The sequence below is a fragment of the Hyalangium sp. genome, assembly GCF_035629615.1.
Classification (GTDB): Bacteria; Myxococcota; Myxococcia; order Myxococcales; family Myxococcaceae; genus Hyalangium.
The window spans coordinates 1-26,694 of record NZ_DASPHO010000121.1 but is presented as its reverse complement, the minus strand read 5'-3'; the positions used below and the strand labels follow the sequence as shown (position 1 = coordinate 26,694).

Genomic DNA, 26,694 nt, shown 5'->3' with positions numbered 1-26,694 from the left:
CATCAACGAGTGCTGCGAGCGCACTCCCTCCACCACCAGGGCGCGCGGGTGCAGCGTCAGCCGTACCTCGCCCGTGACCTGGGCCTGCGAGGACTCCAGGTACGCCTCGAGATCCCTTGCCAGCGGGTCGAAGAAGTTCCCCTCGTGGAGCAGCGTCCCGTAGAGGTTGCCCAGCGTCTCCTTCCAGAAGAGCTGCTTGCCGGAGAGCACCAGCTTCTCCAGCTCCCGGTGAGCGGTGATGAGCATCACCGCGGCCGGCGCGTCGAAGCCCACGCGCCCCTTGATGCCGAGGATGGTGTCACCCAGGTGCACGCCGCGCCCCACGCCGTAGGGCTGGCCCAGCGCGTTGAGCTCGGCGATCATCGCCACCGGGGCCAGCGCTTTGCCCTCCAGCGCCACCGGGCGCCCCTTCTCGAAGCTCAGCACCAGCGTGCGCGGCTTGAGATCCGACGGCACCACGCCGGCCGGGTAGGCGGCCTCGGGCAGGGTGCTCCACGAGTCATGCGTCTCCCTGCCACCGACGGAGGTTCCCCACATGCCCTCGTTGACGGAGTAGGCGCCTGTCTTCGCCGGGAGGTGGATGCCGCGCTCGGCCAGGAAGGACATCTCCTGGGCGCGGCTGAGGCTCAGCTCGCGGATGGGGGTGATGAGCTCCAGATCCGGCGCCAGCGCGCGGAAGGCCACGTCGAAGCGCACCTGATCATTGCCGGCGCCGGTGGAGCCGTGGGCCAGGGCCTGGGCGCCTACCTGGCGCGCCATGCGGACGACCTCGGTGGCCTGGCAGACGCGCTCGGCGGAGACGCTCAGGGGGTAGGCCTGGCCGCGCAGCACGTTGCCAGCCAGCAGGTGGCGCAGGTAGTCCTCGAAGAGCAGCGCGCGCGCATCCACCGTGTGGTGAGCCACCGCGCCCAGACGGGCGGCGTGATCCGGCATGAGCGCCAGGGCCTCGGCAGAGAAGCCGCCGGTGTCCACGGTGACGGTGGTGACCGCGTGGCCCTGCTCGCGCAGGTAGATCACGCAGAAGGAGGTGTCCAGACCACCGGAGAAGGCCAGCACCACGTGTTTCTTGTTCATGTTCTTCGAGGTCCTCACGACTGCGACTGCGGGGTTACAGCTGCCAGATGCGCTCTGCAGAGGTGCCGAGCGCGCGATGGGTGTCGGTGAGCCAGGAGCGGGCGGTGGCCAGCTCGGCGCGGGCCTGGTCCAGCGCCAGGTTGCCGGCGCCGCCCAGGTGGGTGGCCGTCAGCGCGGCCCGATCCGGCTGGAAGGTGCCGCTGGAGAGCTGCTGCGCCACCTCACGGTAGGCATCCCGGAAGGGCAGGCCCTTCCCGACGAGCACGAAGGCCTGGTGGGCCGCGTACAGCGTGTCGTCGCAGGCACGGGCGGCGGCCTCGGCGCGGATCTTCAGCACGGGCACCAGCCGCGTCAGCACATCCAGGAGCTCGCGCAACGAGCCCAGGGCCGCGAGGGTGGGGCGCTTGAGGAGTTGGAAGTCGCGGTGGTAGCTGGAGGGCAGTCCCCCGGCCACCTCTTCCACCTGCCGGGCCAGCCCGCGCAGCTCCCGGCAGCGGGCGCGGGCCAGCTCCACCACGTCCGGGTTCTTCTTCTGCGGCATGATGGACGAGCCCGTGGTGAACGCATCCGGCAGCGCCAGGAAGCCGAACTCCTCGGTGCTGAACAGGGCCACGTCCCACAGCCACTTCTCCAGGCCTCCCGCCACGGAGCACGCCCACGCGAGCGTCGCGGCCTCATGCCGGCCGCGGCTGTTCTGCACGTCGATGGGGCTGCGCTGCACGCGGGAGAAGCCGAGCAGGGTGGCCACGTACTGACGATCGATGGGCAGCGGCACGCCGAAGCCCGCCGCGGCGCCCAGGGGGCAGCGATCCAGCCGGGCCCACAGGCCGCGCAGCGCCTCCAACTCCTCCAAGAGCCCCTCGGCGAAGGCGGCGCCCCACAGCCCGAAGGTGCTGGGCATGGCGCGCCGCAGATGGGTGTAGCCGGGCATCGGCACGTCGGCGTGCGCCTGCGCGAAGTCCAGGAAGGCCCCCGCCAGCTCCGCCGCGCGAGCGCCGAGCACCAGCACCTCCTCGCGTAGTAGCAGCCGCAGGGCCAGCTGCACCTGATCGTTCCTCGAGCGTCCCAGGTGGATGCGCCGGCCAGGCTCGCCCACGCGCTCCACGAGCGCCGCCTCCAGCGCGGTGTGCCCGTCCTCCTGCTCAGGCCGGATGGTGAAGGCTCCCGCCCGCGCCTCGTCATGGAGTGCGTGCAGGGCGGCCACCAGCGCCCGCATGTCCGCCTTGGGCAGCAAGCCCACGTGGGCCAGCATGCGCGCATGGGCGGCGCTCCCGAGCGCATCGTGCGGCGCCAGGGCGAGGTCCACCCGCGGATCATCCCCGACCGTGAAGAGGTGGATCGCCGTATCCAGCGCCAGCCCCTTCGACCAGAGGGTGTCGTCAGCCATGGGCGACCTCCTCGAAGTAACCGCGGATGAGCTTTTGGTAGAAGGCCACACCGGCCTCCAGCTCCGCGAGGGCGAGGTACTCGTCAGGCTTGTGAGAGCGCAGGGTGTCGCCCGGGCCCACCTTCACCGCGGGCAGGTTGCCCAGGAAGGCCCAGTCCGATGCGGTGCTCGAGCCCACGGGCGCCGCACCCGCGGCCGCCACGGCCGCCCGGACGATGGGCTCGCTGAGAGAGGTGGACTTCGGAAGGTAGCGCGCGGAGTGGACCTGCACCTCGCTGCGCAGGACGCCAGAGAGGTGGGTGGCCACCGCCGTGTGCTCCATGCCCGGCGTGGTGCGGATGTCGATGAAGAACTCGCAGCGATCCGGCACCTGGTTGCGCGCCAGTCCGCCCTGGATCTGGGTGACCTGGGCCCGGGCCTCGCCGAGCAGCGGGTGCGGGGGGAAGCGCAGCTCGGCCAGGGTGGAGATGTCCTGCGCCGCCTGATGGATGGCGTTCAGCGCATCGGCGCTGTGGGCGTGGGCCACATGCGCCGAGCGGCCATGCGACACGCAGCGCAGCAGGAGCATCCCGCGCTGAGCGATGCAGGGCTTCAGCCCGGTGGGCTCACCCACCACGGCCGCATCCAGGGGCCCGAACGCCGACAGCACCGTGCCCAGCCCGGCGCCGCCCGTCTCCTCCTCCGCGGTGAAGGCGAAGACGACCTCGCCCCGGCCCTCCAGGACGTGAGGGTTCTCCAGCAGTCCGCGGGCCGCCAGCAACAAGGCGGTGACGCAGCCCTTGGCGTCATTGCTGCCCAGCCCGTACAGCCGGCCCTCGCGCCACAGCGGCGCCTGCGGCTCCAGCGTCCACCCAGCGCACGGGGGAACCGTGTCCAGGTGCGAGTTGACGAGCAGGCGCCGAGGCCCGCTGCCCACGGAGAACCACAGGTTGTGGCCCTGGCGCTGGACGCGCGCACCCCAGCCCTCGGCCCAGGTGGACACCAGATCGGCGATGCGTCCCTCTTGGCCGGAGACGCTCGGGGTGGCCACCAAGGCCTCGAGCAGGGCCGCCGGCGTCATGCCGAGCCCCCAGGGGCCCGCGCAGGAGCCTCCCGAAGCACCATGGTGCCGCTGCCCTCGTTGGTGAAGACCTCCTCCAGGAGCGCGTTCGGCTGCATGCCGCTCACCAGGTGCACACTGGTAACGCCGCCCACCAGCGCGGAGCGGATCGCGTGCACCTTGGACACCAGGCCCGGCGACATCTGCCCCTCCTGCTCCAGCGCGGCCAGGTCCGTGAGCGTCGCCTGCGGGACGAGCGAGGCGGGATCCTCCGGCCGCCGAAGGAGCCCCGCGGTGGGCAGCAGAAAGAAGAGCTTCTCCGCGGCGAGCGCCACAGCGAGCGTGGCAGCCACCGTGTCGGCGCTGGCGTTGTAGACGGTGCCCGAGGGATCGCCGGCCAAGGGAGCCACCACCGGCACATAGTCTCCGGTGCGCAGGTGCTGGAGCAGGCGCGTGTCCACGGACTCGATGTCACCGACGAGGCTGTAGTTCCCCGGCCGGCCCTGCTCCCACGCGGCCTCGGCGCTCGCGTCCCCGGTGCGCCGCCGGGCCTTGAGCAGACCCGCATCCACGCCGCTCAGGCCCACGCACGGCACGCCAGCGGCCTGCAGATCGGCCAGCAGATCCATGCGGACCTTGGCGGACATGGCGTCGAAGGGCGTGTTCAGCTCCGGGCCGGCCCCGTGCACCACCACGGGCTGGATGGAGAAGGTCCACAGCAGGGCGATCTGCTCGCACACCGCGCGCCGCAGCCGGGCATCCCCCAGCATGGGGCCGTCGACCAGCACCACGAACGTCTTCCGGCGGAACTGCCGGACATAGCGCGCGGCGGAGCGCAGCGCAGCATAGGGATCGGGAGAGAAGGGCAAGGGGGACCTCGAAGGGGGTCAGGTAGACTGGAGCCAGTGGAGGATGGAGCGCTGGACGTGGAAGCGGTTCTCCGCCGTGTCCACGACGCGGCTGGAGGCGTGATCCAGCACCTCGTCGGAGACCTCGACGTTGCGGCGCACCGGCAGGCAGTGGAGGAAGATGGCGTCCTTGGCGGCGCGGGACATGGAGCGCCGGCTGGGCATCCAGCCTGAGTACGAGGCCAGCAGCGCGGCCACATCCCCAGGGGCGTGCCCCGCTCGGGTGGCCGGGCCCCACGCCTTGGCGTAGACGGCGCGGCTGCCGGAGAGCGCCTCGTCCTGATCGTGGGTGTAGGTGACGCTGCCGCCGGTGGCCTTCGCGTACGCCTCCGCTTCGGCGCGCACCTGCGGGTGCAGCTCGAAGCCGGGCGGGTGCGCCACCCGCACCTCGCAGCCCGCCGCCGCGGCCGTGAGCAGGAACGAGTTGGGGACCGCCTTCGGCAGCGGCTTGATGTGCGGCGCCCACGTCAGCGTCACCGGCAGCTTCTTCGTGGAGCCGAAGTTCTCCCGGAGTGTGAGCACGTCCGCCAGCCCCTGGCAGGGGTGCTCGCGCGCCGACTCCATGCTCACCAGCGGCACGGTGACGTGGCGCCGGAAGGACTGGATCACCGAGTCGAGCTCATCCTCCTCGTCACCCCCGCCGCCCGAGAAGGCGCGCACCCCGAGCATGTCCGCGAAGCGCGACAGCACCGGTGCCGCTTCCTTGATGTGCTCGGCCCGGTCCGCGTTCATCACCGCGCCGACGCGATCCTCCAGCTTCCACACGCCGTTGCCCACGTCCAGCACGATGGCGTGCCCGCCCGAGCGCAGCATCACCGCCTCGAACGACGTCCGCGTGCGCAGCGACGGGTTGAAGAAGACCATGCCCAGCAGACGGTTCTGGAAGATGGGGCCAGGGGACTGGCGCTTCCAGGCGGCGGCCTGCGCGAGGATCTGCTCGACGCCCTCGGGGCCCAGATCCTGGATGCGGGTGAGATGCCTCATGGCTGTGGGGTCCTCGCGATGCGGGAGGGATCCTCCGGCCTCTTGCATATTCGCGCATAAACTCTGCATCGGGCCGAAGGAGTTGTGCATATTATTCGTTCCGACGCGCAGCGCAATATGGAAATTTCCCGTAATTTTCGCGGAGCTCCGCGCGCATACCCCAAAGGGTACTTGCGTGCATATGCACGGGCCTTCATGGTGTCGGAATGCCCGCCCATCTTGATGAAGTCATCCTTCGACTGCTGGAAGTGAACGAGATCACCGATCAGGCGGTGCTCCAGCGGTTGCTGACGGAGGAGGGCTTTGCGCCGAGCCAGTCCACGCTCTCGCGGCACCTCAAGCGCTTGTCGATCCAGAAGGTGAGCGGACGCTACCAGCGCGTCGAGCCAGGGCCGTCCGAGCCAGCGCAGGCGGTCAACGTGCTGGAGGTGCCTCCCAACCTGCTCGTGCTGAAGACGGCGCCGGGCTACGCGCAGGTGGTGGCGGTGATGGTGGATCGGGCGCCGGACATCCCGGGGCTCGCGGGGACCGTGGCGGGAGATGACACGATCTTCATCGCAGTGCGGGATCCGTCGCTGCTGGCCGAGGTGCGGGATCAGGTGGAGCGGCTGCTGCGGCTCACGCCTTAGCGGAGCCGCAACGGGCCAGGGTGCTGCGGCCCCCGAGGCTGCTTCCTGGCAGACCTCGAAGGCGTGACGCGGAGACGGTCAGCGGGTCAGGGCTGTGCCGGCTCTCCTCCGGAGAACTTGGGGGTGACGTGGGTGTTGACGAGCTCGGAGGGCTCACGCAGCAGCTTGAGCCCCGTGCCCAGCGGCAGCCACTCCTCGCGCAGGGAGGCAGTGCCGAGCGCCGAGGCGCGGATGACCAGGGCGGTGGACACCTCCACCATCTGGTGATCGCTCACCTCCATGAGCTCGGCCCGGGCGCGGATCGCCTGCTGCTCCCCGAGCACCTGCGAGGCCTTCGCCTCATCGAGCACATAGATGAAGGTGCGGAAGGGGCTCGGGCGGATGCTCAGGCCGGGGCCGACCTGCGCGCCCTTGCTCTCCAGCCGCTCCGAGGGCATGGCCTTGCCGGGGCACCCGAGCTGGAGGCGCACCGGGGCCCGGGCCATGCCTGCCTTCTGCCAGTCCGGGTGGCCCTGCTCCAGCGCGGCCAGGTCCGCCTTCAGGGCTCCCAGCAGCTCCTCGCTCCGGCCCTCCAGCGCCGGGTCCAGCTCAACGCAGACCTGCAGGCCGCTGCGCTCGGACACCAGCAGCGCGTTCTCGGTGGTGAAGTGGACGTGATCCGGCTCCTCTGTCTCGGTACCGCAGCGGACTCCGATGACCAGCACGCTCAGCATCGCGGCCACATGGGCCAGCTCCTTCATGGATGACGTTCTCATGGCGCTTGATCCTTTCAGTACGTGTTCTGGTAGTTGCCGATCCGGGTGACGGCGGCTTTGTCATTGGCGGTCGGGTACCAGACGGTGGAGGGGCACCCGTACAGATCGTTGTGCATGACGCTGGCCTGGCAGTCGGTGCCGTAGCCCGCGGGGTCCTTCAGGCCCAGCACGTGGCCCGTCTCGTGGTTGATGAACTTGCGCGCGCGCGTGTCGTAGCCAGAGACGTGCTCCGCCTGCAGATACGAGTACATCCACTTGAAGTGGGTGTGGCCGCCCTCGTAGACGGGGTTGTCGTGCACGACGCAGCTGTAATAGGTGCCGCACAGGGACACGTTCGGCCAGTCGGTGTTGATGTGGTACTCGGTCCCGATCGAGGCGCGTGTGGCCGAGTCGATCTGGTGACACGGCTTCGCCGCGCGCCATAGGTCGACCTTCCAGCTGCCGGTGCCATCCCAGATGTTGGCGGAGGCCAGCTTCGCGAGCGTCTCCTCGATGAAGTTGGCCATCCGGGTCTGGTCGATGGACCCGGTGTGCGACTGGATGCAGTACTGCTCATCCAGGCTACCGGGGGCGGTCGCCGTCCCGTTGTTGCCGTGAATCGTGGAGATGTGGAGCTGGGTCGAGCCCGTGTGCGAGTGGGACGCGTAGGCCACGGGGACATGGCGCCAGGCGACCACCGACAGCACGGCGACCCAGGCCAGGACAATCCAGCGGGGGCTGCGGGGACTGGGGGAGACTTCCTTGGGGGAGTGGAGGGACATGGGGACTTCTCCTGGGTACGACGAGACAGGAAAATACATACGACATAGTATTTTACACAAGTCGGCCGCAAGCTCAAGCTGTAATTCAAGGATTAAATGCGAAAACGGCGAGTGTGAAATTTTACGTTCTGTCCGTGTGTGTCTCAGGTTTGGGACGGTATGTTCTCGTATTTTAAGGGCACCCGCGTGGCGAGCACATACTCCTATTCAAGGTTTTTCCGCTCTAGAGTTCGTCTCGGGCTTGTCCTTGTTCCTCGATTTGTGTACATATCGCGCGGTTTTTTTTGGCACTCGAAGCGAGGTACAGAATGAACAGATTGTTTTCAAGGTTCGTGGGTTCCGTAGCACTGACTTTGGGCTTGGCGGTGGTGGGCTGTGGGGCCCCTGACGCGTCCACCCCCGAGGACACGCAGCTCCCGGCCACCCAGAAGGTGGAGCTGCGCATCGTGACGCCGGACGCCCAGAAGCTGCCAGAGGAGGCGCGCGCAGCCCTCCTCAAGGCGATCCAGGGCCGCGCGGAGCTGGCGGGGACTGTGTCGCTGATCAGCCTGCGCCTGGAGGGAAGCTGGGCGCTGGGGACCCTGACCGCGACCGATCTGAGCAAGCCGCTGGCGGTGGGCGAGGAGTCTCACCTCACCATGGAGAACATGACCGCGGTGCTCCTGGTGCAGACGGAGCAGGGCTGGGTGGCAGCCCTCAACGACGATGAGCATCTGCGCAGTCTGCTCGCGCTCGTGCCCGAGTCCGGCCTGGAGCCGGCCGCCCGGGCCGCGATGTTCCCGCGCAAGGGCGAGCAGCAGCAGGCCCTCTCAGCCTTCTATGACAGCTACAAGTTCTTCTGGCCCGCGGGCGTGCCCTTCCGCATCACCCAGAGCTGGCACGATCCGTCCACCTGGAGCGGCCAGTTCAGCGCGTACATGGGCATCGACTTCGATGTCCGCAACGCCACCAACTCGGACATCGTCGCGGGCGCTCCGGGCACGGTGACCTATGTGTGCAATGACGGCACGCAGATGCTGCTCACCATCACCACCAGCGGCACCACCGAGAAGGTGGGCTACCTGCACCTCGAGACGGCCTCGGTGAACGCCGCGGGGATCCGCCAGGGCTCGGTGGTGAACTTCGGGACGAAGCTGGGCCGCATGCTGCCCTCGGATGGAACCACCATCTCCACCAACTGCGGCACCTCCATTGGCACCCACCTGCACATGTATCTGCCGTACCGCGGCGTCGTCATCGACGGGAAGACGTTCGCCACCAGCAGCGTGCCGACGGGCCAGGATCTCTACTCGTCCCATGGCACCCCTCCGCCGGCGAACGAGGTCATCGTCGACAACACGAGCACCCGCTTCACGAAGTTCGGCCCCACCCAATACTGGTACACGGGCAACGTCGGCTACGGCGGGAGCGTGACCTGGACCTACGCGGACGTGGTGCAGAGCAACTACGCCCAGTGGAAGCCGGCCCTGCTGGGCGCTGGCTACTACACCGTCTACGCGTACGTCCCATCGAACTACGCCACGTCCGTGCAGGCGAAGTACCGCGTCTTCCACAACGGCGTGAACAACTACGCGACGGTGAACCAGAACATCTACTCGAGCGTCTGGATCAGCCTGGGCCGGCACTACTTCAGTGGCAACGGCACCGAGTACGTGGAGCTGTCGGACAACACCGGTGAGCCGCTGAGCCAGTCCCGCATGGTCGGCTTCGACGCCATCCGTTTCGTGAAGGGCTAGCCCGTCCTCCGCTTCATTTCCTCCCACGAAAAGAGAAGCGCCCCATCCCGGGAGCGGGGTGGGGCGCGCGCTCTCTTCCGAACGGCGAGGAAGCCTACGCGGACTTCAGGGGTGCCTCCTTGCGGGTGTTGTCCATCAGCACCTTCGCGAAGCTCAGCCCGTCCGCGGCGGCGTCCGCCTGGATGGAGTCGCCCGGGGTGAACTCGCCGGCCAGCACCTTCAGCGCCAGTGGGTCCATCAGGTACTTCTGGATGGCCCGCTTCAGCGGCCGCGCACCGTAGGTCGGGTCGTAGCCGCGCTCGGACAAGAAGCTGCGGGCCGCATCCGTCAGCTCCAGCGTGAGTCGCTTGTCGGCGAGCAGCTTGCCGAGCCGCGCCAGCTGCAGGTCGACGATCCGGTGGATCTCGCTGCGCTTCAGTGGCTCGAAGAGGACGATCTCGTCCACGCGGTTGAGGAACTCCGGCCGGAAGTGGCTGCGCAGCGCCTCCATCACCTCGCTGCGGGTGCTCTCGTCCAGCGTCTCCTTGCCTGCCATGCCCTCTTGGAGGGCCTGCGAGCCGATGTTGGACGTCATGATGAGCACCGTGTTCTTGAAGTCCACGGTGCGCCCCTGGCTGTCCGTCAGCCGGCCCTCGTCCAGGATCTGCAGCAGGATGTTGAAGACGTCGTGGTGGGCCTTCTCGATCTCGTCGAACAGGATGACGGAGTAGGGCCGCCGCCGCACGGCCTCGGTGAGCTGCCCGCCCTCGTCGTAGCCGACATAGCCCGGAGGCGCGCCGACGAGCCGGGACACGGCGTGCTTCTCCATGTACTCCGACATGTCGATGCGGATCATCGCGCTGTCGTCATCGAAGAGGAACTCGGCCAGCGCCTTGGCCGCCTCCGTCTTGCCCACGCCCGTGGGGCCCAGGAAGATGAACGAGCCGATGGGCCGGTTCGGATCCTGCAACCCGCTGCGCGCGCGGCGCACGGCGTTGGACACCGCCTCCATGGCGCTTCGCTGCCCGATGACGCGCTGACCCAGCCGGTCCTCCATCTTCACCAGCTTCTGGACCTCGGCCTCCATCAGCTTGGACACGGGGATGCCCGTCCACTTGGCCACCACCTCGGCGATGTCCTCCGCGTCCACCTCCTCCTTGAGGAACTTCTGCGTCTTTTGGAGCTCGGCCAGCTTCTCGTTCTGGACCTTCAGCTCCTTCTCCAGCGAGGGGATGACGCCAAACTTCAGCTCCGCCGCCTTGTTCAGGTCGCCCTGACGCTCGGCCGCCGCCTGATCGTTCCTCGCCTTCTCCAGCTTCTCCTTCAGCCCGCGCAGGGTGGTGATGGCCGCCTTCTCCGCGTCCCAGTGCGCCTTGAGCGAGGTGAAGCGCTCCTTGAGATCGGCCAGCTCCTTCTCGATCTGGCCCAGGCGCTCCTTCGAGTGCAGATCCGTCTCCTTCTTCAGGCCCTCGCGCTCGATCTCGAGCTGCGTCATCTTCCGCCGCAGGTCGTCGATCTCGGTGGGCATCGAGTCGATCTCGATGCGCAGCCGGCTGGAGGCCTCGTCCACCAGGTCGATCGCCTTGTCCGGCAGGAAGCGGTCGGCGATGTAGCGGTGGGAGAGGGTCGCAGCGGCCACCAAGGCGTTGTCCTGGATGCGCACGCCGTGGTGCACCTCGTAGCGCTCCTTCAGGCCGCGCAGGATGCTGATGGTGTCGTGCACGGAGGGCTCGCCCACCATGACCGGCTGGAAGCGCCGCTCCAGCGCCGCGTCCTTCTCGATGTGCTTGCGGTACTCGTCCAGCGTGGTGGCGCCGATGCAGTGCAGCTCACCTCGCGCGAGCAGCGGCTTGAGCAGGTTGCCGGCGTCCATCGCGCCCTCGGCCTTGCCGGCGCCGACGATCGTGTGCAGCTCGTCGATGAACAGGATGACCTCACCCGCAGCGTCGAAGACCTCCTTGAGGACGGCCTTGAGGCGCTCCTCGAACTCGCCGCGGTACTTGGCGCCGGCCACCATGGAACTGAGATCCAGGGTGATCAGCCGCTTGTTCTTCAGGCTCTCGGGCACGTCTCCATCCACGATGCGCCGCGCCAGGCCCTCGACGATGGCCGTCTTGCCCACGCCCGGCTCGCCGATGAGCACCGGGTTGTTCTTCGTGCGCCGGCTGAGGACCTGGATGCAGCGGCGGATCTCCTCGTCGCGCCCGATGACGGGGTCCAGCTTGCCCGCGCGGGCGGCGTCCGTCAGATCGCGCCCGTACTTCTCCAGCGCGCGGTAGGTGGACTCCGCATCCTGGCTGGTGACGCGGGCCGAGCCGCGCACGTCCTTGACGCCGGACAGCACGCGGTCGCGCGTCACGCCCGAGGCCTTCATCACCTCGCCGATGGTGCCCTTGTCGTGGCTGAGCGCCAGCAGCAGGTGCTCGGAGGAGACGAACTCATCCTTGAGCCCCTTGGCCTCGTCCTCGGCCTTGTCGAACGTCTTCAGCAGTCGCTGGCTGAGCATGCCGCTCTCGCCGCCCTGCATGCGAGGGAGCTTCTGCAGCGCCTCGCCCAGGCGGGCCGCGAACAGCTTCGGATCCGCGCCGATCTTCCGCAGGATCGGCTCGACGATGCCGTCCTTCTGGCCCATGAGCGCGGCTGCCAGGTGCTCGGGCTCGTAGTTGGGATTGTCCGCCCGACGCGCCAGGGACTGACCCTCTTGGATCGCTTCCTGCGCTTTCACTGTGAACTTGTCGAGTCTCATAGCCCCAACGTAAGGGCCGAACCCCCCTTGGCAAGGAATGCGTATTACAAAGTCCACGGAATACTTCGAGCTGCTAGGAATCTCGGGGCTTTCGGGTTGGGGAGTTGCCAGAAGGAGAGAGCCCGGCTATACGCCGCGCGCCTCGCTGGGGGGTCGTTCTCTGGAAGCTCACGGTGGTTACCTCATTCGACTCGAGACATTCCGGGGCCTGCCGCTCGTCCGGCTGGCGCGCGAGGCGCTTGCGCTCGACGGAGTGCCCGGCCCCCTGCCGAGCCTTCACGTCACGGTGATCCGGCGGCGGAAGGTGGTGCGGCTGGCCTTTCTGGGGCCGCAGACGGCGGGGGCTCGCGGTGCACGCTGGCACGCGGATCACCATGCGCTCCCACGGCTGCTCTCCCGGGCGGCGAACGCCACGGTGCACGTCTACGCCTACGAGCCCGAGGAGGGCGAGGAGGTCATCGCCTACGGCAACGGCCGCCGCGTGGGCGGTGATCAGGTGGCCTACGGGGACGTCGAGCTGTCTGGCGAGGAGGAGCAGGACGACGCGGCCTTCAAGCGGATGCGGGCGCGCTGGCCGATGGGACACCTGGCTTACGTCTTCGGCCTCACGCGCGAGGAGCTGCTGGGGATGCCCCGCGCGGCCTCGGGTGTGGTGCTGACGCTGGATGCGGAGGACACGGAGGAGCGGCTGGAGGGGCTGCTGCCCAGCCCTCAGCTGTCCCGCGCCACGTCGGACGCAGCCTGACGCTTACTCGGTGGGGCCGTCCTGGGCGATGACGACCTGCCGCACGCGCTCGCTGCGGAAGTACTGGCCGAGCAGGACGAAGCTGCCGGCCACGAAGGCCGTCAGCCCTCGGTAGAACCAGGTCAGCACGGCAGGTCCGTACTGCTTGACCGCCTCGATCTGGGTAGCGTCCCACTGCGCGGGGAAGGGACCTTTCACCAGGGCCGCGCCCATGTGGTCGACGACGACCTGGAACTGGGCTCCGTCAATGGTGCGCAGGAACGCGGCAAGGAGGCTGGTCCAGCAGAGCAGCCGGCGCATGCCCTCTCGAGGGAGCCCTCCTGGACGCAGAATGCGGGCGGCGGCCACGAAGACGAAGGCGCAGGCCACCGCCAGCGAGACGAGGAGGAAGGAGCGCGGCTCGCGCATGGAGTCCTCGGCGGAGAACTGCGCCATGAGCAAGTGCGCATTGAGTGCGTTATCCCCCTGAGCGCCCGGGCCCGAGTGGATGGCCTCCTTGTACTCGGAGAGCTGCGCGAGCCGGGAGATCTCCACCACGGTGGACATCCCGATCAGCCCCGAGATGAGGAGACACAGCACCGCGGCAATGTGGATGTCGCGGGGCAGTCTCGAGGGCTGAGGGGTGGGCTCACTCACCGCTTGCTCGCCTCGACGTAGCGAAGGCGCAGATCGGTGAGGACGGTGGCGAAGAGCTTCTCCTCCTCCTCGGTGAGGTTGCCCCGCGTCTTGTCGCGCAGCAGGGAGAGCAACTCCAAGCTCTCGTGAGCCAGCTCCAGGTTGCGCTCGGTGCGGCCCGTATCGGGGTTGGCCGCCTCGCCCAGGTGGATGAGGGTGGTGGAGGCCAGCCCGATGATGAAGGTGTTGAAGGCGATGGCGCTCTGGCCCGCAGCGGGGAGCGCCTCACCCCGCATCACGAAGGTCTCGCCCCGCTTCTCGTCCGTCATGGCGTCTCAGCGTCCTCGGGCTCCTCCTCGCCCTCGCCCTCGCCCTCGTCCTCGTCGCCCTCGAGATCCTCGTCCTCATCCGTGTCGTCGAAGTCATCGGAATCCATGGACGTGGACACCGTGGAGGCCTTCTCGGCCACGTCGGGCAGGCCCTTGATGTGGCGCTCGTATGCCTTCTCGTCCAACTGGCCGCTGCGCAGGTAGCGCTCCGCAGTGCGCTTGTCGAGGTGCTTCGGGTCCAGGGTATCCGCCATGTTCAAATCCTCGGAATCTCTTGTGAAAAGGGCGCGCCACCTTATAGCAGAGGCGCAGCCTGTCAACGCCGCCCGCCCCGCTTCTGGAGCCGATGAACGCCCCCGACCATCCCCTGCTTCCCCGAGGCCCCTATCTCTTGTGTGACGATACCGTCCGTCCCGAGCTGCCGCTGGGGGAGAAGGCGGCTCGCCTGCTGGCCGGAGGCGCTCGCATCCTCCAGCTTCGGATGAAGCGCACACCGCCTCGGGACGCTCTGGCCGCCGCCCGGGAGGTGGTCGCCGCCTGCCGCCGCGCCGGGGCGTTGTGCCTCCTGAATGATCGGGTGGATCTGGCGCTGCTGGCGGGCGCGGATGGGGTGCATGTAGGAGACGAGGATCTGCCCCCGGAGGCGGCGCGCGAGCTGCTGGGCGCTCGGCGGCTGGTGGGCGTCACGGTACGAGACGCGGCGGGGGCTCGGGTGGCGAAGGAGGCCGGGGCGGACTACGTGGGCGTGGGGCCTGTCTTCGGGACGACGACGAAGCAGGTTGCGGCTCCCGTGTTGGGGGTGGGGGGCTTCGCAGCCGTGGTGCGGGACAGCCCGCTGCCAGTGGTGGGGATTGGCGGGGTGGGGCTGGCGAACATCGCGCAGGTGGCGGCAGCGGGCGCGCATGGGGCGGCGGTGGCGTCGGATGTCCTGCTCGCCGAGGACATGGCCGAGCGCGTGCGCCGTCTGCTCGCCGCGTTTGACATGGGCGTGCGGGGGGCTAGCCTCGCAGGCTCTCCATGACACCTCCTCTGAGACACGGTCTGCCGCCGCGGCGGCCTAACATCGGCATCTCCCCGGACTGGATCGAGGCGGGCCCCGACACTCCCTTTGCGCGCTACGAGCTGAAGGTGACGTACGCGGAGGCGGTGCTGCGCGCGGGAGGGTTGCCCTTCGTGCTGCCGTACTCGGACGATCCCACATGCGTGGAGGCGTATCTGGATCGAATCTCCGGGGTGGTGATCACCGGGGGCGCCTTTGACATTCCCCCGACGGCCTATGGCGAGACGGCGCGGGAGGGCATGGGGCCGACGAAGGAGGGGAGAACGGCCTTCGAGACGGCGCTGATGCGCGCGGCACTCAAGCGGAACATGCCGGTGCTGGGGATCTGCGGCGGCATGCAGCTGCTCAACGTGGTGCTGGGCGGCACGCTGTACCAGGACATTGCCCGCGAGCTGCCGGAGGCACGCGAGCACGAGCAGAAGCACGATCGCACCCATCCGCAGCACCCGGTGGAGGTGCGTGAGGGCTCGCTGTTGGCAGAGGCGGTGGGGCGTGGGCAGCTCATGGTGAACTCCACGCACCACCAGGCGGTGAAGGCGCTGGGCAACCAGGTGGTGGCGAGCGCGACGTCGTCGGATGGCATCACCGAGGCCATCGAGTCCTCCGCTCATGCCTTCGCGGTGGGCGTGCAGTGGCACCCGGAGTACATGCTGATCAACCTCCCGGTGCACGGTGGCATCTACAAGGTGTTCATCCACAAGGCACGTGACTACCGGCGGTGAGCGTGGTTCCTCGCGTTCTGCTGTTTGCGGGCCATGAGCCCACGGGTCGTGCAGGGCTCCTGGCGGACGTGGCTGCAGTGCGGGCGATGGGTGGAGCTCCCGTGGCTGTGCCCACGGCGCAGACAGCCCAGGGCGCCACGATGTTCCAGTGGGAGGCCACGCCGGCGCGGGTGCTGAGGGCCCAGGTGGCTGCGGCGCGCGAGCTGGGGCCGCTGAGTGCGGTGAAGCTCGGCATGGTGCCCGACCCGGCGCGGCTCGCGGCGATCCGCGAGGCGCTGGACGGCTTGGATGTCTGGTGGGTGGTGGATCCCGTGGTCCGAACCTCGAAGGGGCAGAGCCTCTCGCGCCTCTCGGTCCGGCACTACCTGGGCTTGGCGGGCCCGCGGGTGGTCCTCACGCCGAACCTGGATGAGGCAGCGTGGCTGCTGGGGCTGCCGGCCGTGCGCACGGTGGAGGAGGCAGCGGAGGCAGGCGGAGCGCTGGTGGCTCGTGGCTTCGGGGCGGTGCTGGTGAAAGGCGGCCACCGCGCACGCGGGGCTGTGGATGTGCTGTGCCTGCCGAGCAAGACACGACTGCTCACCGGCCAGCGCCTCCCCCGGTCACCGGAGCGTCGCGGGACGGGCTGTCGGCTGGCTTCGGCGCTCGCAGTGGAGCTGGGCCGAGGGCGCTCGATAGGGGCCGCCGCCAGCCAGGCCAAGGCGCACGTGAGCCACTATCTCCGCACTGGCGGGGAGTAGAGCCAGGCCGGCTCACTCGGGCTGCGCGAGCTGCTGAGTGCGCCCAGGAGCGTTGACGGCACCTACTGGAACTCGCCTCGGGCGCGGCTCTCGAAGCGTGTGAACTCCGAGAGGAAGACGAGATCGATCGAGCCCACCGGGCCGTTACGCTGCTTGGCGACGATCAGCTCCACGGGGATGACCGTGCGGGCCTTCGCAGCCTCCTCCCCATCGGGACCGCCATCATCCTGGTCCTCGCGGTGGATGAACATCACCACGTCCGCGTCCTGCTCGATGGAGCCCGACTCGCGCAGATCGCTGAGCATGGGCTTGCCGCCCTTGCGCTCCTCCACCTTGCGGTTGAGCTGGCTGAGCGCCATCACTGGCACCTCCAGCTCCTTGGCCAGCTGCTTGAGGGAGCGGGAGATCTCGCTCACCTCGAGCTGCCGGCTCTCCACCTTGCCCTTCTGGTGCATCAGCTGGAGGTAGTCGATCACGATCAGCGACAGCCGCGGATCCTTCTGCTTGAGCCGCCGTGCCTTGGCGCGCAGATCAAACGGCGACAGGCCGCCCGAGTCGTCGATGTAGATGGGCGCGTTGTAGAGCGCGCCGGCCATCTCCTGGAACTTCTCCTCGTCGTGCGGAGTGAGCCGGCCACCGCGCAGCTTCTTCATGTCCACGCGCGCGCTGGAGGCCAGCAGACGCATCAGCAGCTGGTCGGCGGGCATCTCCAGGCTGAAGATGGCCACCGCCTTCTCCTCCTTCAGCGCCGCGTGCATGGCGATGTTCATCGCCAGCGACGTCTTTCCAATACCCGGGCGCGCCGCGAGGATGATGAGCTCACCGGGGTGCAGGCCCGTCAGCTGCATGTCCAGATCCACGTAGCCGGTGGACAGGCCCGTCACGCCCGAGGACGAGGCCTTCATCTTGTCGAGCAGATCGAGCGTCTGCTCCATCAGCTCGCTGACGGCCCGGAGATCTCCCTCGCGCCGCTTCTCCGCGAGGTTGAAGAGCTTGCGCTCGGACTCGTCGAGGATGACCTCGACGTCCCCCGTCTCCTGGCTGGCCATCTCCAGGATCTCGCGGCCCACGTTCGCCAGCCGCCGCCGCAGCGCCTGATCCCGGACGATCTCCGCGTACTGGACCACGTTGTGCGTGTAGGGCACGCCTTGGTCCAGGGTCATCAGGTACGCCGGTCCGCCCACCGCCGCCAGCTGCCCCAGCACCTTCAGCTCCTCCGCCAGCGTCAGGTGGTCCACCTGACGCTGCGTGGAGTCCAGCTTGAGCATCGCAGAGAAGATCGCCCCATGCTGCGGGCTGGAGAAGTCGTCCGAGTGGACCACCTCCGCCACGTTCGCAAGGAGGGTGTTGTCCGCTAGCACGGCGCCGAGCACCGCCCGCTCCGCGGCGAGATCCTCGAGGACCTTCCGCCCTTCACGACCATCGAGCACGTTGGACATGGCTTTCCCCCTCACTTTACAGGTAGGGCTGACATCGGTGGAAAGGGCCCCGTGTGGGCCCCTTGCTCTCCGGGTAGGCCCGGGCTCTTGGCCCTGTACGCGGCGCAAAAAAAGGCCGCCCGGGAGAACCCGGACGGCCTGGAGAGCCCTTCAGGGAAGGCTCTACTCTGCGACGACCTCGACCTTGATCTTCGCCGTCACCTCGCGGTGCAGGCGCAGCTCCACCTCGTGGGTGCCCACCGTCTTGATGGGCTCCGGGAGGTGCAGGCCACGGCGATCCACCTGCTGGCCCTGAGACGCCAGCGCCTCGGCGATGTCCAGCGCGGTGACCGAGCCGAACAGCTTGTCCTGCTCGCCCACCTTGCGCTTGAGGGTGACCTTGAGGTTGCCGATCTTCTTGGCCGTCGCCTCGGCAGCGCCCTTCAGCTTGGCGTTGCGCGCGGTGATGACCGCCTTCTCATGCTCCAACTGGCGCAGGTTCTGCTCGCTGGCCAGCACCGCCTTCTTGCGCGGCAGCAGGTAGTTTCGCCCGAAGCCGTCCTTGACGGTGACGAGCTCCCCGGACTTGCCGAGGCCGTCGATGTCTTCACGAAGAATGAGCTTCATATGCTGTCTCCGAAAATCCCGGACGGGGCGCCTAGCCCACCATCGCGTTGTAGGGGAGGAGCGCCAGGCCCCGAGCGCGCTTGATGGACACCGCCACCTCACGCTGGTGCTTCGCGCAGTTGCCGGAGATGCGGCGGGGGATGATCTTGCCGCGCTCCGTGACGAAGTACTTCAAGGTCGCCTGATCCTTGAAGTCCACCTTGGCGTTCTTCTCGGCGCAGAAGCGGCAGACCTTCTTGCGGCCAAAGCCGCGGCCGCCCCGCTTGTCATCGTCCATGCCGCCGCCGCGATCGCCGCGGTCGCGATCACCGCCCCGGTCACCGCGGTCACCGCGATCACCGCGGTCACCACCACCGAAGCCGCCGCCGCCGCCGCCGCCGAAGCTGCGGCCGCCACCTGATCCACCGCCGGAGCGCGAGGGCCCCGAGGAAGAAGTCTTGTTATCCGTACCGTTCATGAGCGTTCTCGTTCTCGAACTCGAATGGGTTCGTGAAAGACCGGGGGGCGGTTAAGCCTCCTCGGCGGCCTCCTCCTCGGTGTCGACCACCTCGTCGACCGGCTCGCCACGGAAGGGCAGGTCTCGGTCGGGAGCGCCCGGACGAGACGCGTCCTCCACGTCGCCCGCCATCTTCACGTCCTCGAGCACCGGCCGGGACTCGGGGTCCACCTCATCGGCCAGCTTCACGGACAGGTAGCGCGTCACCTCGTCGAGGTTGCGCAGGTTGCGCTCCACCTCGGCCACCATCCCGGGGTTGCCCAGGTAGTGGGTGTGCACGTAGATGGCGCGGGGCTGCTTGGCGATGGGGTACAGCGTCTTCTTCTTGCCCCACACCGTGAAGCGGATGACCTTGCCACCCTCGCGGCTGACGATGCCGCGGACGCGCTCCTTGATGCGGTCCACGTTGTCGTCAGTCAGCTCGGGCTTGACCAGGAAGATGGTCTCGTACTCACGAAGCCGCTTAGCGGCCTGTGTCTCAGCCATGTTTCTCTCCCCTTGGGGTCGAGTGCCCCCCGGCCAATCCGGGGAGCGGGGAAACGGTCGTCCGGCCGAGAAGGCCGCACGCCGGGGACGGAAAACCGCGCGCCGTCACCCTCGCGCTTCGTCCCGTGCGAACCAACACGGGAGGATGGAAAAGAACATCCCCTCCCACGGAGAGTGGAAGGGAAGGGCCTTCTACGGGGGGCCTACCCCCAAGTCAAGGCGGGAGGCTCCGTTCTCCCACCCCGGCTGGAAGGCTGCAGGGGCAGGGGGGCAGGCAGGCTGGCGGCCCCTGGCGTGGGCCTCGAGGGCGGCTTCGCAGGGGCATCACATCCGGGGCCTCCGGACTCCAGCCCGGCTGAAGGGCGCGGGGTTCTTCCTCCGGCAGGGTGCCGGCATGGGAGCAGACCCTGGCGCTTGCTTCGTCCACGGCTCAACCCCAGAGGTCCATTCATGTCTGTCTCCAAGCGAACCCATGCCTCGAAGTCCAAGCGCCGCGCCTCGCAGGCTCCCGTAGGTGCCGAGGCCCTCGGCCTGCAACTCTCACCCGTCTTGACCCAGAAGCTCTCGGCGATCCGGCTGAACACGGCCGACTCCGCCAAGGACGAGGTGCGCGCGCTCGCACTCCAGCGTGCGGACATCGCCCCCAGCGTCGCGACGCTGTTTCAGGCCTCGCCGGTGCGCGCCCTCAACTTCACCCGAGGGGTGGTCGCCAACTGGCGCGACGACGTCGAGGCCGAGCAGGAGTCCGAGCCGCTGGTCCAGTGGGCTCGCCAGTCCGGGCCTACGCAGCGGCAGATGGTGGCCCGTGCATTCCGGCTGCAGGGCAAGGGTGCGCTCGTCATCCACAACATCGGCGGCATGGAGGAGCCCGATGCCCAGGCCTTCATGAAGGACTACTTCGAGGCGGGGGGCGACATGGACGATGTGGCCGAGTGGTTCCAGCGTGCCGGGAGTGCGCTGCGGACCGAGCGCGCACAGGCTCCCGGCGTCGAGTTCTTCGGCAAGATCGTCGACTGGTTCAAGAAGGCGGTGAAGACCGTCGGGGATGCGCTCAAGGCCGCGGGCAAGTCCCTGGTCGATGCCATCGGCAAGGTGGTCAACTGGGCGGCGGACAAGGTCGCGGACTTCGTCGAGGGGCTGATCGCCGCGGGCCGCAAGGTGGCGGAGATCCTCGGTGAGGCGCTCAAGAAGGGCGTGGCCGCCGTGAGGAAGTTTGCTCGGGCGGTGCTCGACGCGGGCCGCTCGCTCGTCGAGGTGCTGTCCTGGGCGGCCAAGCAGGTTGCCACCACCCTCAAGGAGGTCGTCGACGAGGTACTCAAGGCCGGCCGGCGGGTCGCGCAGATCATCGCCGCGGTGGCCAACCAGGTGGCGTCGGTCGTCCACGCCACGGTCCGGGCGCTCGTCCAGCTTGGCCGGCAGGTGAAGGAGATCGTCGACGGCGCGATCAGCCTGGCCGCCGGGGCCCTGGAGCAGCTCTTCAAGGGGCTCCAGCTCGCGGGGAAGAAGCTGGCCGAGGTGGCCAAGGAGATCGTCCGCTTCGCGGGGGAGACCCTCAAGAAGATGGTGGTGGGGCTCTACAAGGCCTTCCGCCAGGCCGCGGACATCCTGATCGCCTTCATGAAGGACCAGCTCGGCACCCTCCGCATGGTGCTCGAGGGGCTGCTGGCGGCGGGGCTCCAGCTCGGCCGGGCCGTGGCGGACATCGTCACCCACGTGGCCGAGCAGTTCCGTGAGGGCTTCTTCAAGGGACTCATCGCCCTGGGCAAGAGCCCCTTCCTCATCATGAAGGCCGCGCTGGAGACCGCGGGCGGGGTGGCGGCCCTGGCCCTGGCCACGCTGCTGGACGTGCTGGGCGGGCACCGGGAGCTGACGGCGGAGGAGAAGAAGCAGGCCACCCGCATCTACGGCACCTCCATCGATCTGAGCCGCGTGAAGGTCGCCGTCGCCTCCATCCCGGCGGACCTGATCAACCTGGTCAACGGCGGACGGCCCTTCACCACCATGTACGTCATCAACTTCTCCTCGAAGGCGAAGATCGACATGAAGACGCTCATCCACGAGCTGGCGCACGTCCACCAGGGCGTGGTGGATGGGCCGGTCTACATGATCCAGGCCATCGAGGCGCAGCTCGGCAGCGAGGGCTACTCGGTGACGGATGCCATGCTCCGGGAGCGCAAGAACGACCTGAAGAAGTTCAACCGCGAGCAGCAGGCGGTGATCGCCGAGGAGTTCTGGTACGAGGCGTTTGGCCAGCTCGAGGCCGCGTACAAGGGGCTGGACAGCCGTGGCCTGGACGTGAACCTGCTGCGGCCCTACGCCGAGCAGTTCAAGCGCACCGGGCCCGTCCGCACCCGTCCCGTCCCGCTCCACCCCATCCCGGCGGTCACGCTCCCGCGTCTCTCGCCGATCCGGATCCCGGCCGTTGAGGCGGCTCGCACGGCGCGGCGCCCCTCCGCCCGCCGCAAGACGGGTGGCCGGACGGCACGGCGCGGCGCCCGCTGAGGGGCTCAGGCCTTGCGGTTGTAGCGGTTCATGGCGGCGGCGAGCCCCTCGCGGGCCCACGTCTCCGCCATGTCCGCGGCCCGGCCGATGAGCTCCTCGAGCTGGCGCCGCTCGCCATCGTCGAAGTTGGAGAGCACATAGCCGGCGACGCGCTCCTTGGCGTTGGGTCCCTCCGGCTTGCCAATGCCGACGCGCAGGCGGATGAAGCTGTCCGCCCCCAGGCTCTGCACGGAGCTCTTGAGCCCGTTGTGCCCCCCCGTTCCTCCGCCCGCCTTCAGCTGCAGCCGGCCAAAGGGCAGATCCAGCTCGTCGTGGATGACGAGGATGTCCTCCACCGCGACTTTGTAGAAGCGCGCGGCGTCCGCCAGCGAGCGCCCCGACAGGTTCATGTACGTCTGCGGCTCCAGGAAGAGGATGCGCTCGCTGCCCAGGGTGCCCTGGCCCACCCGTGCCTGGAACTTCTCCTGGTTCAGCTCCGCCCTGGCGCGAGACAGCAGCGCCTCCACCACCATGAACCCGATGTTGTGCCGGTGGCGCTCGTACTCGCGCCCGGGGTTGCCCAACCCGCAGATGAGCTTCATGGCAGGCTCCTAAAGCAAACGGGGCCGGCCCCGAGAGGCCAGCCCCGCTTCGGACGAACCGAGGGAAGGTTACTTCTTCGCCGGGGCCTTGGCTGCAGCGCCCGCCTTGGCGTCGCCCGCCTTGGCATCGCCCGCCTTGGCATCGCCCGCCTTGGCCGCACCCGCCGCCGGGGCCGCCGCAGCACCCGCCGCCGGAGCCGCAACAGCAGCCGCCACCACGACCTCCTCGCGCTCGGGCGCGGAGACCACGGCCAGGGTGTAGTTGACGTTCGTCTTCACCGACACGCCCGCGGGGAGCTTGATGTCGTTGATGTGGAGCGCCATGGCGATCTTGAGGGGAGTGACATCCACCTCGATCTTCTCCGGGATGGCCTGCGGCAGCGCCCAGACCTCGAGCTGGCGGCGGGCCTGGGTGAGCAGACCGCCATCCGCGGTGCCCACGGCCTTGCCCACGAGCACCAGCGGCACGTTCACCTTCACCTGCTCGTTGTCGCTCACGGCGATGAAGTCAGCGTGGAGGATCTCCCGGGTGACGGGATCCTGCTGGTAGTCCTTCAGCAGCACCTGGTGGGAGGCCCCATCGAGCTTGATCGTGATCAGGGTGTTGAGCTTGTGCGGGGTGTTGATGGACTGCTTGATGGACTTCGGCGCCACCGCGACGTGGACCGGAGCCTTGAGGTGCTTGCCGTAGACGACCGCGGGCACCAGGCCCTGGGCACGCAGCTTGCGGGCCGCGCCCTTGCCGGAGCCTTCACGGGACTTCGCCTCGAGCGTGCTCTTGTCGACTGACATGGGGAATCCTCTTCAGGGGACTGCGAGTGTCCACCGGGCCCCTGGCGCTCTCGGCATCCCGCCCCTATGGCGAGCCCCGAAGACGGCGCCTCCTGTGAGGGAGCCGATGGAGTGGAGGTGGCACATGCCAGTCAGCAGGCCCGGAGTCAAGCCGCCCGCCAGCCAGGCGCACGCCTAGACGAACAGGGAGCTGAGCGAGTCGGCCCGGTGGATGCGGGCGATGGCCTCGCCGAAGAGCCGCTCCGTGGTGAGCACCCGGATCTTCGGGCAGGCCTGCGCGGCGGGCGCCAGGGGCACCGTGTCCGTGAACACCACCTCCTCCAGCACCGAGTCGGTGATCCGCTGGATCGCGGGCCCGGAGAGGATGGGGTGGACGGCATACGCCAACACCCGGCGCGCCCCCTTGTCCTTCAGCGCGGCGGCCGCCTGCGCCAGCGTACCGGCGGTGTCCACCATGTCGTCCAGCAGCACCGCGTCCTTGCCCTGCACGTCCCCAATGAGGTTCATCACCTCCGAGGAGTTGGGCTGCGGGCGCCGCTTGTCGATGATGGCCAGCCCCGTGTTCAGCCGCTTGGAGTAGGCCCGCGCGCGCTCCACGCCGCCCGCATCCGGCGACACGAGCACCATCTCCTGCGGGTCCGGGAAGCGCTTGCGCAGATCCTCCAGGAACACCGGCGAGCCGTACAGGTGGTCCGACGGGATGTTGAAGAAGCCCTGGATCTGCCCGGCGTGCATGTCCATGGACACCACGCGGTTGGCCCCGGCCACCTCCAGCATGTCCGCGATCAGCTTGGCGGTGATGGGCGTGCGCGGCGCCACCTTCCGGTCCTGTCGCGCGTAGCCGTAGTAGGGGATCACCGCGTTGATGGAGCCCGCGCTCGCCCGCTTCAAGGCGTCGCAGATGATCAGCAGCTCCATCAGGTGATCATTGGCCGGCGGGCACGTGGACTGGATGATGAAGACGTCCTGGCCGCGGACGTTCTCGCCGATCTCGACGTGGATCTCCCCGTCCGAGAAGCGCCCGACCGTCGCCTTGCCCAGAGGCCGCTTGAGGTAGTCGCAGATCCGGTGTGCCAGCCCCGGATTGGAGCTGCCAGAGAACAGCTTGAAGTCGCGCGAGGGCTGCATGGGGCGCGCTCCTAACCTGCCCGCGCCCGCAAGGGAAGCGCCTTAGTCGGCCTCGGCCGCCGCCATCAGGTTCTGCGCGGCGTGACCGTTGTGTGTCTGTCGCTCGTACTCGGAGAGGATGATCCGCTCCATCTCGCTGCGCGTGTCCGCGTTGAGCGGATGGGCGATGTCCTTGTACGTCCCGTCCTTGCGCTTCTTCGCCGGCATCGCGATGAAGAGCCCGGACGCGCCGTGGATGACCTTGAGATCGCGGATGACGAAGCAGTGATCCAGGGTGATGGTCACGTAGGCTTTGAGCTTGTCCTCTTCGACCGGAAACACCCTGACGTCGGTGATATTCATGTTGGCCCCCCACCAGAACCCGAAAGAGCGGTGTTGGCGGGAAGCCTGGGACGGAATGACCTGAAAATGCAAGTCCCTCGCTACTCACTACGTCGTGCTGCTGTCATACGAGGTGGGGCCAGTGGCGTATGAGGTGGGCCAGGAACGCGAGGTGGTAGACGTTGATGATGGCGTAGATGACGGCCCCGGCGCGGATGGCCAGGCGGCTGGCCCGCATGCCCCGGTGGAGGCACAGCAGGGACAGCCCCGCGTTGACGATGATCAGCTTGGCCACCATGAAGACCAGAGGGGAATGCTCGTAGGCGACCCGCATCAGCGGGTTGAGCTCCTCGGCCACCTCGAGCTGAAGAAAAGTCAGGGTGAAGAGCCCGTCCAGCAGGTTGAGCACCAGCAGTGCCACCGAGGCTGGTGAGAGGTAGAAGGACCCCAGTGCTGCCCAGAAATCGCGCCCCTGCTGCTGTGCCGTCGCCGCCACCCGCCGCCTCCCCGTGAGAATCCTGGGGGTAGGCTCTTCAAGACTCTTGCCAGCGCCTTGAGTTCCTCAGGTAGGGGCAGGCAGGCAAGCGTGCGCGGAGGCCCGCCGTGACAGGTGGGCCTGCACGGGATCATTGACTCCGTGGGGAGGGTGATTGAGTATCCGCGCGCCCTCCGCCCCTCCTGGACGAAGACCTTCGCGTGCACCAATTCCCCAAAGATATCGGGTGGATAGAGGTCATCTGCGGCTCGATGTTCTCCGGCAAGACGGAGGAGTTGATCCGCCGCGTGAAGCGCGCCGTGTACGGCAAGCAGCGCGTCCAGGTCTTCAAGCCGAAGCTGGATGACCGCTACGACGAGACCCAGGTGGTCAGCCACTCGCAGCTCAAGCTGGTCTCCACGCCCATCGAGAGGGCTGAAGAAATTTTCTACCATCTGTCGCCTGAGACACAGGTGATCGGAATCGATGAAGTCCAATTCTTCGGCCCCGAGGTGGTGCAGGTATGTGAGGCGCTGGCCAACAAGGGCCTGCGCGTCATCTGCGCCGGGCTGGACCAGGACTACCAGGGGCGCCCCTTCGAGCCGATGCCGCAGCTGCTGGCGGTGGCCGAGTACGTGACGAAGGAGCTGGCCATCTGTGTGGTGTGCGGCAATCCGGCCAACCGCTCGCAGCGGCTGGACTCCCGAGGGGAGCGGGTGGTGGTGGGGGCGGCGGGGGCCTACGAGGCGCGCTGCCGCAAGTGCCACGTGGCGGAGCCCACCGAGGCCACGCCGCCGCAGACGCTGAAGCTGTTCGACTGACTCAGGAGAGGGAAGCGTCCGATGCGCGACACGCTCTATGCCAACGTCCCATTCCGGCTGAACGAGATCACCCACCGGTATGGCCCTCAGGTCCACCTGGTGGGAAATCCTTTTCTCCTCTCGCAGTTGGCCACGCTGTGCGCCAAGGGGACGGTGCAGCCGCAGATCAACCGGCTGGTGGAGCTGCTGTACTCGGATCTGGTGAAGACGGTCATCAACGCGGAGTTCCCGCGGAAGATGGTGGCCATCCCCACGCGGATGGTGGACTCGACGCCGCAGGGCATCTTCCAGGGCGAGGTGATCGACTCGCACACGCGCGTGGTGACGGTGAACATCGCCCGGGCGGGCACGCTGCCGTCGCAGGTGGCGTACGACTTGCTGAACGTAACGGTGGATCCGACGCTGGTGCGGCAGGACCACATCATCATGAGCCGGATGATCGACGCGGAGCACACGGTGGTGGGCTCGAACATCGGCGGGGCGAAGATCGGCGGGGACGTGGACGACGCGATCATCCTCTTCCCGGATCCGATGGGGGCCACGGGCGGCAGCCTGGCCACGGCGATCTCGCTCTACAAGACGAAGGTGCCTGGCAAGCCCCGGCGCATCATCACGCTCAACCTGATCGTCACGCCGGAGTACCTGCGGAAGATGACGACGGAGCACCCGGACGTGACGATCTACGCGCTCCGGCTGGACCGGGGGCTGTCCCCACCAGAGGTGTTCGGCACGGAGCCGGGGACGCACTGGGACAAGGAGCGGGGGCTGGATGACCGGCAGTACATCGTTCCCGGGGGCGGCGGCTTCGGGGAGATCATGAACAACGCGTACGTGTAGGGGA

29 protein-coding genes are annotated in these 26,694 nt (G+C 68.2%); 9 read left to right on the top strand and 20 right to left on the bottom strand.

Features of this window, described 5'->3' with window-relative positions; all coding sequences use genetic code 11:
* The 5 genes from argG to VD972_RS05990 all read right to left on the bottom strand — a co-directional run.
* The coding region (argG, locus tag VD972_RS06010; RefSeq protein ID WP_324982085.1) for an argininosuccinate synthase at positions 1-1,074 on the bottom strand (1,074 nt) is incomplete at its 3' end.
* 34 nt (positions 1,075-1,108) lie between these two features.
* On the bottom strand, positions 1,109-2,461 hold the full coding sequence (gene argH, locus VD972_RS06005) for an argininosuccinate lyase (protein ID WP_324982082.1): 1,353 nt from the start codon (positions 2,459-2,461) through the stop codon (positions 1,109-1,111).
* The gene (locus VD972_RS06000) at positions 2,454-3,521 is read right to left on the bottom strand and encodes a M20/M25/M40 family metallo-hydrolase (RefSeq protein WP_324982079.1); all 1,068 of its coding nucleotides are present in this window, start codon (positions 3,519-3,521) and stop codon (positions 2,454-2,456) included. Before VD972_RS06000 ends, argH begins: the two co-directional genes overlap by 8 nt.
* The gene (locus tag VD972_RS05995; RefSeq protein WP_324982076.1) at positions 3,518-4,369 is read right to left on the bottom strand and encodes an acetylglutamate kinase; all 852 of its coding nucleotides are present in this window, start codon (positions 4,367-4,369) and stop codon (positions 3,518-3,520) included. The genes VD972_RS06000 and VD972_RS05995 overlap by 4 nt, the downstream gene beginning before the upstream one ends.
* A gap of 18 nt (positions 4,370-4,387) precedes the next feature.
* Positions 4,388-5,392: an N-acetylornithine carbamoyltransferase gene (locus VD972_RS05990; RefSeq protein ID WP_324982073.1), complete on the bottom strand. Its 1,005-nt coding sequence runs from the start codon at positions 5,390-5,392 to the stop codon at positions 4,388-4,390.
* Between the two features lie 206 nt (positions 5,393-5,598).
* On the opposite strand from VD972_RS05990, the gene VD972_RS05985 reads away from it, so the two are divergent.
* Positions 5,599-6,021, top strand: coding sequence for an arginine repressor (locus VD972_RS05985; protein ID WP_324982070.1), 423 nt, complete (start codon positions 5,599-5,601; stop codon positions 6,019-6,021).
* 86 nt (positions 6,022-6,107) lie between these two features.
* On the opposite strand, the gene VD972_RS05980 is transcribed toward VD972_RS05985, so the two are convergent.
* On the bottom strand, positions 6,108-6,776 hold the full coding sequence (locus VD972_RS05980) for a hypothetical protein (protein ID WP_324982067.1): 669 nt from the start codon (positions 6,774-6,776) through the stop codon (positions 6,108-6,110).
* Positions 6,777-6,790: 14 nt separating this feature from the next.
* A complete protein-coding gene (locus tag VD972_RS05975) occupies positions 6,791-7,537 on the bottom strand; it encodes a hypothetical protein (RefSeq protein WP_324982064.1) in 747 nt (248 codons plus the stop codon).
* Between the two features lie 332 nt (positions 7,538-7,869).
* On the opposite strand from VD972_RS05975, the gene VD972_RS05970 reads away from it, so the two are divergent.
* Positions 7,870-9,273, top strand: a complete 1,404-nt coding sequence (locus VD972_RS05970; protein WP_324982061.1) for a peptidoglycan DD-metalloendopeptidase family protein — start codon at positions 7,870-7,872, stop codon at positions 9,271-9,273.
* A 94-nt stretch (positions 9,274-9,367) separates the two neighbouring features.
* Here VD972_RS05970 and clpB read toward each other — a convergent pair whose 3' ends face one another.
* On the bottom strand, positions 9,368-11,998 hold the full coding sequence (clpB, locus tag VD972_RS05965; RefSeq protein ID WP_324982058.1) for an ATP-dependent chaperone ClpB: 2,631 nt from the start codon (positions 11,996-11,998) through the stop codon (positions 9,368-9,370).
* 253 nt (positions 11,999-12,251) lie between these two features.
* Between clpB and VD972_RS05960 the strand changes: the two genes are divergently transcribed.
* Entirely contained in the window at positions 12,252-12,743 is a 492-nt protein-coding gene (locus tag VD972_RS05960) for a hypothetical protein (protein ID WP_324982055.1), read from the top strand.
* A gap of 3 nt (positions 12,744-12,746) precedes the next feature.
* On the opposite strand, the gene VD972_RS05955 is transcribed toward VD972_RS05960, so the two are convergent.
* The 3 genes from VD972_RS05955 to VD972_RS05945 are packed head-to-tail and all read right to left on the bottom strand — an operon-like array spanning position 12,747 to position 13,941.
* Positions 12,747-13,379 (bottom strand): hypothetical protein, encoded by a 633-nt coding sequence (locus tag VD972_RS05955; RefSeq protein ID WP_324982052.1) that lies wholly within the window; start codon positions 13,377-13,379, stop codon positions 12,747-12,749.
* Complete coding sequence (locus tag VD972_RS05950) at positions 13,376-13,687, bottom strand: DUF1844 domain-containing protein (RefSeq protein ID WP_324982048.1); 312 nt, start codon at positions 13,685-13,687, stop codon at positions 13,376-13,378. The genes VD972_RS05955 and VD972_RS05950 overlap by 4 nt, the downstream gene beginning before the upstream one ends.
* On the bottom strand, positions 13,684-13,941 hold the full coding sequence (locus tag VD972_RS05945) for a hypothetical protein (protein WP_324982046.1): 258 nt from the start codon (positions 13,939-13,941) through the stop codon (positions 13,684-13,686). The genes VD972_RS05950 and VD972_RS05945 overlap by 4 nt, the downstream gene beginning before the upstream one ends.
* A gap of 92 nt (positions 13,942-14,033) precedes the next feature.
* Between VD972_RS05945 and thiE the strand changes: the two genes are divergently transcribed.
* Genes thiE through VD972_RS05930 form a run of 3 tightly spaced genes read left to right on the top strand, consistent with a single transcriptional unit; the run spans position 14,034 to position 16,206 of the window.
* Complete coding sequence (gene thiE, locus VD972_RS05940) at positions 14,034-14,708, top strand: thiamine phosphate synthase (protein WP_324982043.1); 675 nt, start codon at positions 14,034-14,036, stop codon at positions 14,706-14,708.
* Entirely contained in the window at positions 14,705-15,469 is a 765-nt protein-coding gene (locus VD972_RS05935; RefSeq protein ID WP_324982041.1) for a gamma-glutamyl-gamma-aminobutyrate hydrolase family protein, read from the top strand. The genes thiE and VD972_RS05935 overlap by 4 nt, the downstream gene beginning before the upstream one ends.
* Positions 15,470-15,471: 2 nt before the next feature.
* Positions 15,472-16,206 (top strand): bifunctional hydroxymethylpyrimidine kinase/phosphomethylpyrimidine kinase, encoded by a 735-nt coding sequence (locus VD972_RS05930; protein WP_324982037.1) that lies wholly within the window; start codon positions 15,472-15,474, stop codon positions 16,204-16,206.
* A 62-nt stretch (positions 16,207-16,268) separates the two neighbouring features.
* Here VD972_RS05930 and dnaB read toward each other — a convergent pair whose 3' ends face one another.
* From dnaB to rpsF, 4 genes are all read right to left on the bottom strand, one after another.
* On the bottom strand, positions 16,269-17,645 hold the full coding sequence (gene dnaB, locus VD972_RS05925; RefSeq protein ID WP_324982033.1) for a replicative DNA helicase: 1,377 nt from the start codon (positions 17,643-17,645) through the stop codon (positions 16,269-16,271).
* A 162-nt stretch (positions 17,646-17,807) separates the two neighbouring features.
* Entirely contained in the window at positions 17,808-18,251 is a 444-nt protein-coding gene (gene rplI, locus VD972_RS05920) for a 50S ribosomal protein L9 (protein WP_324982030.1), read from the bottom strand.
* Between the two features lie 31 nt (positions 18,252-18,282).
* Positions 18,283-18,708 carry a 30S ribosomal protein S18 gene (gene rpsR / locus VD972_RS05915; RefSeq protein ID WP_324982027.1) on the bottom strand — a complete coding sequence of 142 codons (426 nt, stop codon included), beginning with the start codon at positions 18,706-18,708 and terminating at the stop codon, positions 18,283-18,285.
* Between the two features lie 51 nt (positions 18,709-18,759).
* A complete protein-coding gene (rpsF, locus tag VD972_RS05910) occupies positions 18,760-19,233 on the bottom strand; it encodes a 30S ribosomal protein S6 (protein WP_324982025.1) in 474 nt (157 codons plus the stop codon).
* Positions 19,234-19,683: 450 nt separating this feature from the next.
* On the opposite strand from rpsF, the gene VD972_RS05905 reads away from it, so the two are divergent.
* On the top strand, positions 19,684-21,735 hold the full coding sequence (locus tag VD972_RS05905) for a hypothetical protein (RefSeq protein WP_324982022.1): 2,052 nt from the start codon (positions 19,684-19,686) through the stop codon (positions 21,733-21,735).
* 5 nt (positions 21,736-21,740) lie between these two features.
* Here VD972_RS05905 and pth read toward each other — a convergent pair whose 3' ends face one another.
* From pth to VD972_RS05880, 5 genes are all read right to left on the bottom strand, one after another.
* Positions 21,741-22,316 (bottom strand): aminoacyl-tRNA hydrolase, encoded by a 576-nt coding sequence (gene pth / locus VD972_RS05900; protein ID WP_324982021.1) that lies wholly within the window; start codon positions 22,314-22,316, stop codon positions 21,741-21,743.
* Positions 22,317-22,385: 69 nt separating this feature from the next.
* Positions 22,386-23,108 (bottom strand): 50S ribosomal protein L25/general stress protein Ctc, encoded by a 723-nt coding sequence (locus VD972_RS05895; protein ID WP_324982019.1) that lies wholly within the window; start codon positions 23,106-23,108, stop codon positions 22,386-22,388.
* A 174-nt stretch (positions 23,109-23,282) separates the two neighbouring features.
* Complete coding sequence (locus tag VD972_RS05890) at positions 23,283-24,236, bottom strand: ribose-phosphate pyrophosphokinase (protein WP_324982016.1); 954 nt, start codon at positions 24,234-24,236, stop codon at positions 23,283-23,285.
* Between the two features lie 42 nt (positions 24,237-24,278).
* Positions 24,279-24,578 carry a septation regulator SpoVG gene (spoVG, locus tag VD972_RS05885; RefSeq protein ID WP_044181343.1) on the bottom strand — a complete coding sequence of 100 codons (300 nt, stop codon included), beginning with the start codon at positions 24,576-24,578 and terminating at the stop codon, positions 24,279-24,281.
* Positions 24,579-24,681: 103 nt separating this feature from the next.
* Positions 24,682-25,053 (bottom strand): DUF5658 family protein, encoded by a 372-nt coding sequence (locus VD972_RS05880; RefSeq protein ID WP_324982010.1) that lies wholly within the window; start codon positions 25,051-25,053, stop codon positions 24,682-24,684.
* A gap of 200 nt (positions 25,054-25,253) precedes the next feature.
* On the opposite strand from VD972_RS05880, the gene VD972_RS05875 reads away from it, so the two are divergent.
* Together VD972_RS05875 and VD972_RS05870 are read left to right on the top strand one after the other, a co-directional pair.
* Complete coding sequence (locus VD972_RS05875) at positions 25,254-25,853, top strand: thymidine kinase (RefSeq protein WP_324982008.1); 600 nt, start codon at positions 25,254-25,256, stop codon at positions 25,851-25,853.
* A gap of 21 nt (positions 25,854-25,874) precedes the next feature.
* Positions 25,875-26,690: a uracil phosphoribosyltransferase gene (locus VD972_RS05870; RefSeq protein WP_324982006.1), complete on the top strand. Its 816-nt coding sequence runs from the start codon at positions 25,875-25,877 to the stop codon at positions 26,688-26,690.
* Positions 26,691-26,694: the final 4 nt, after the last annotated feature.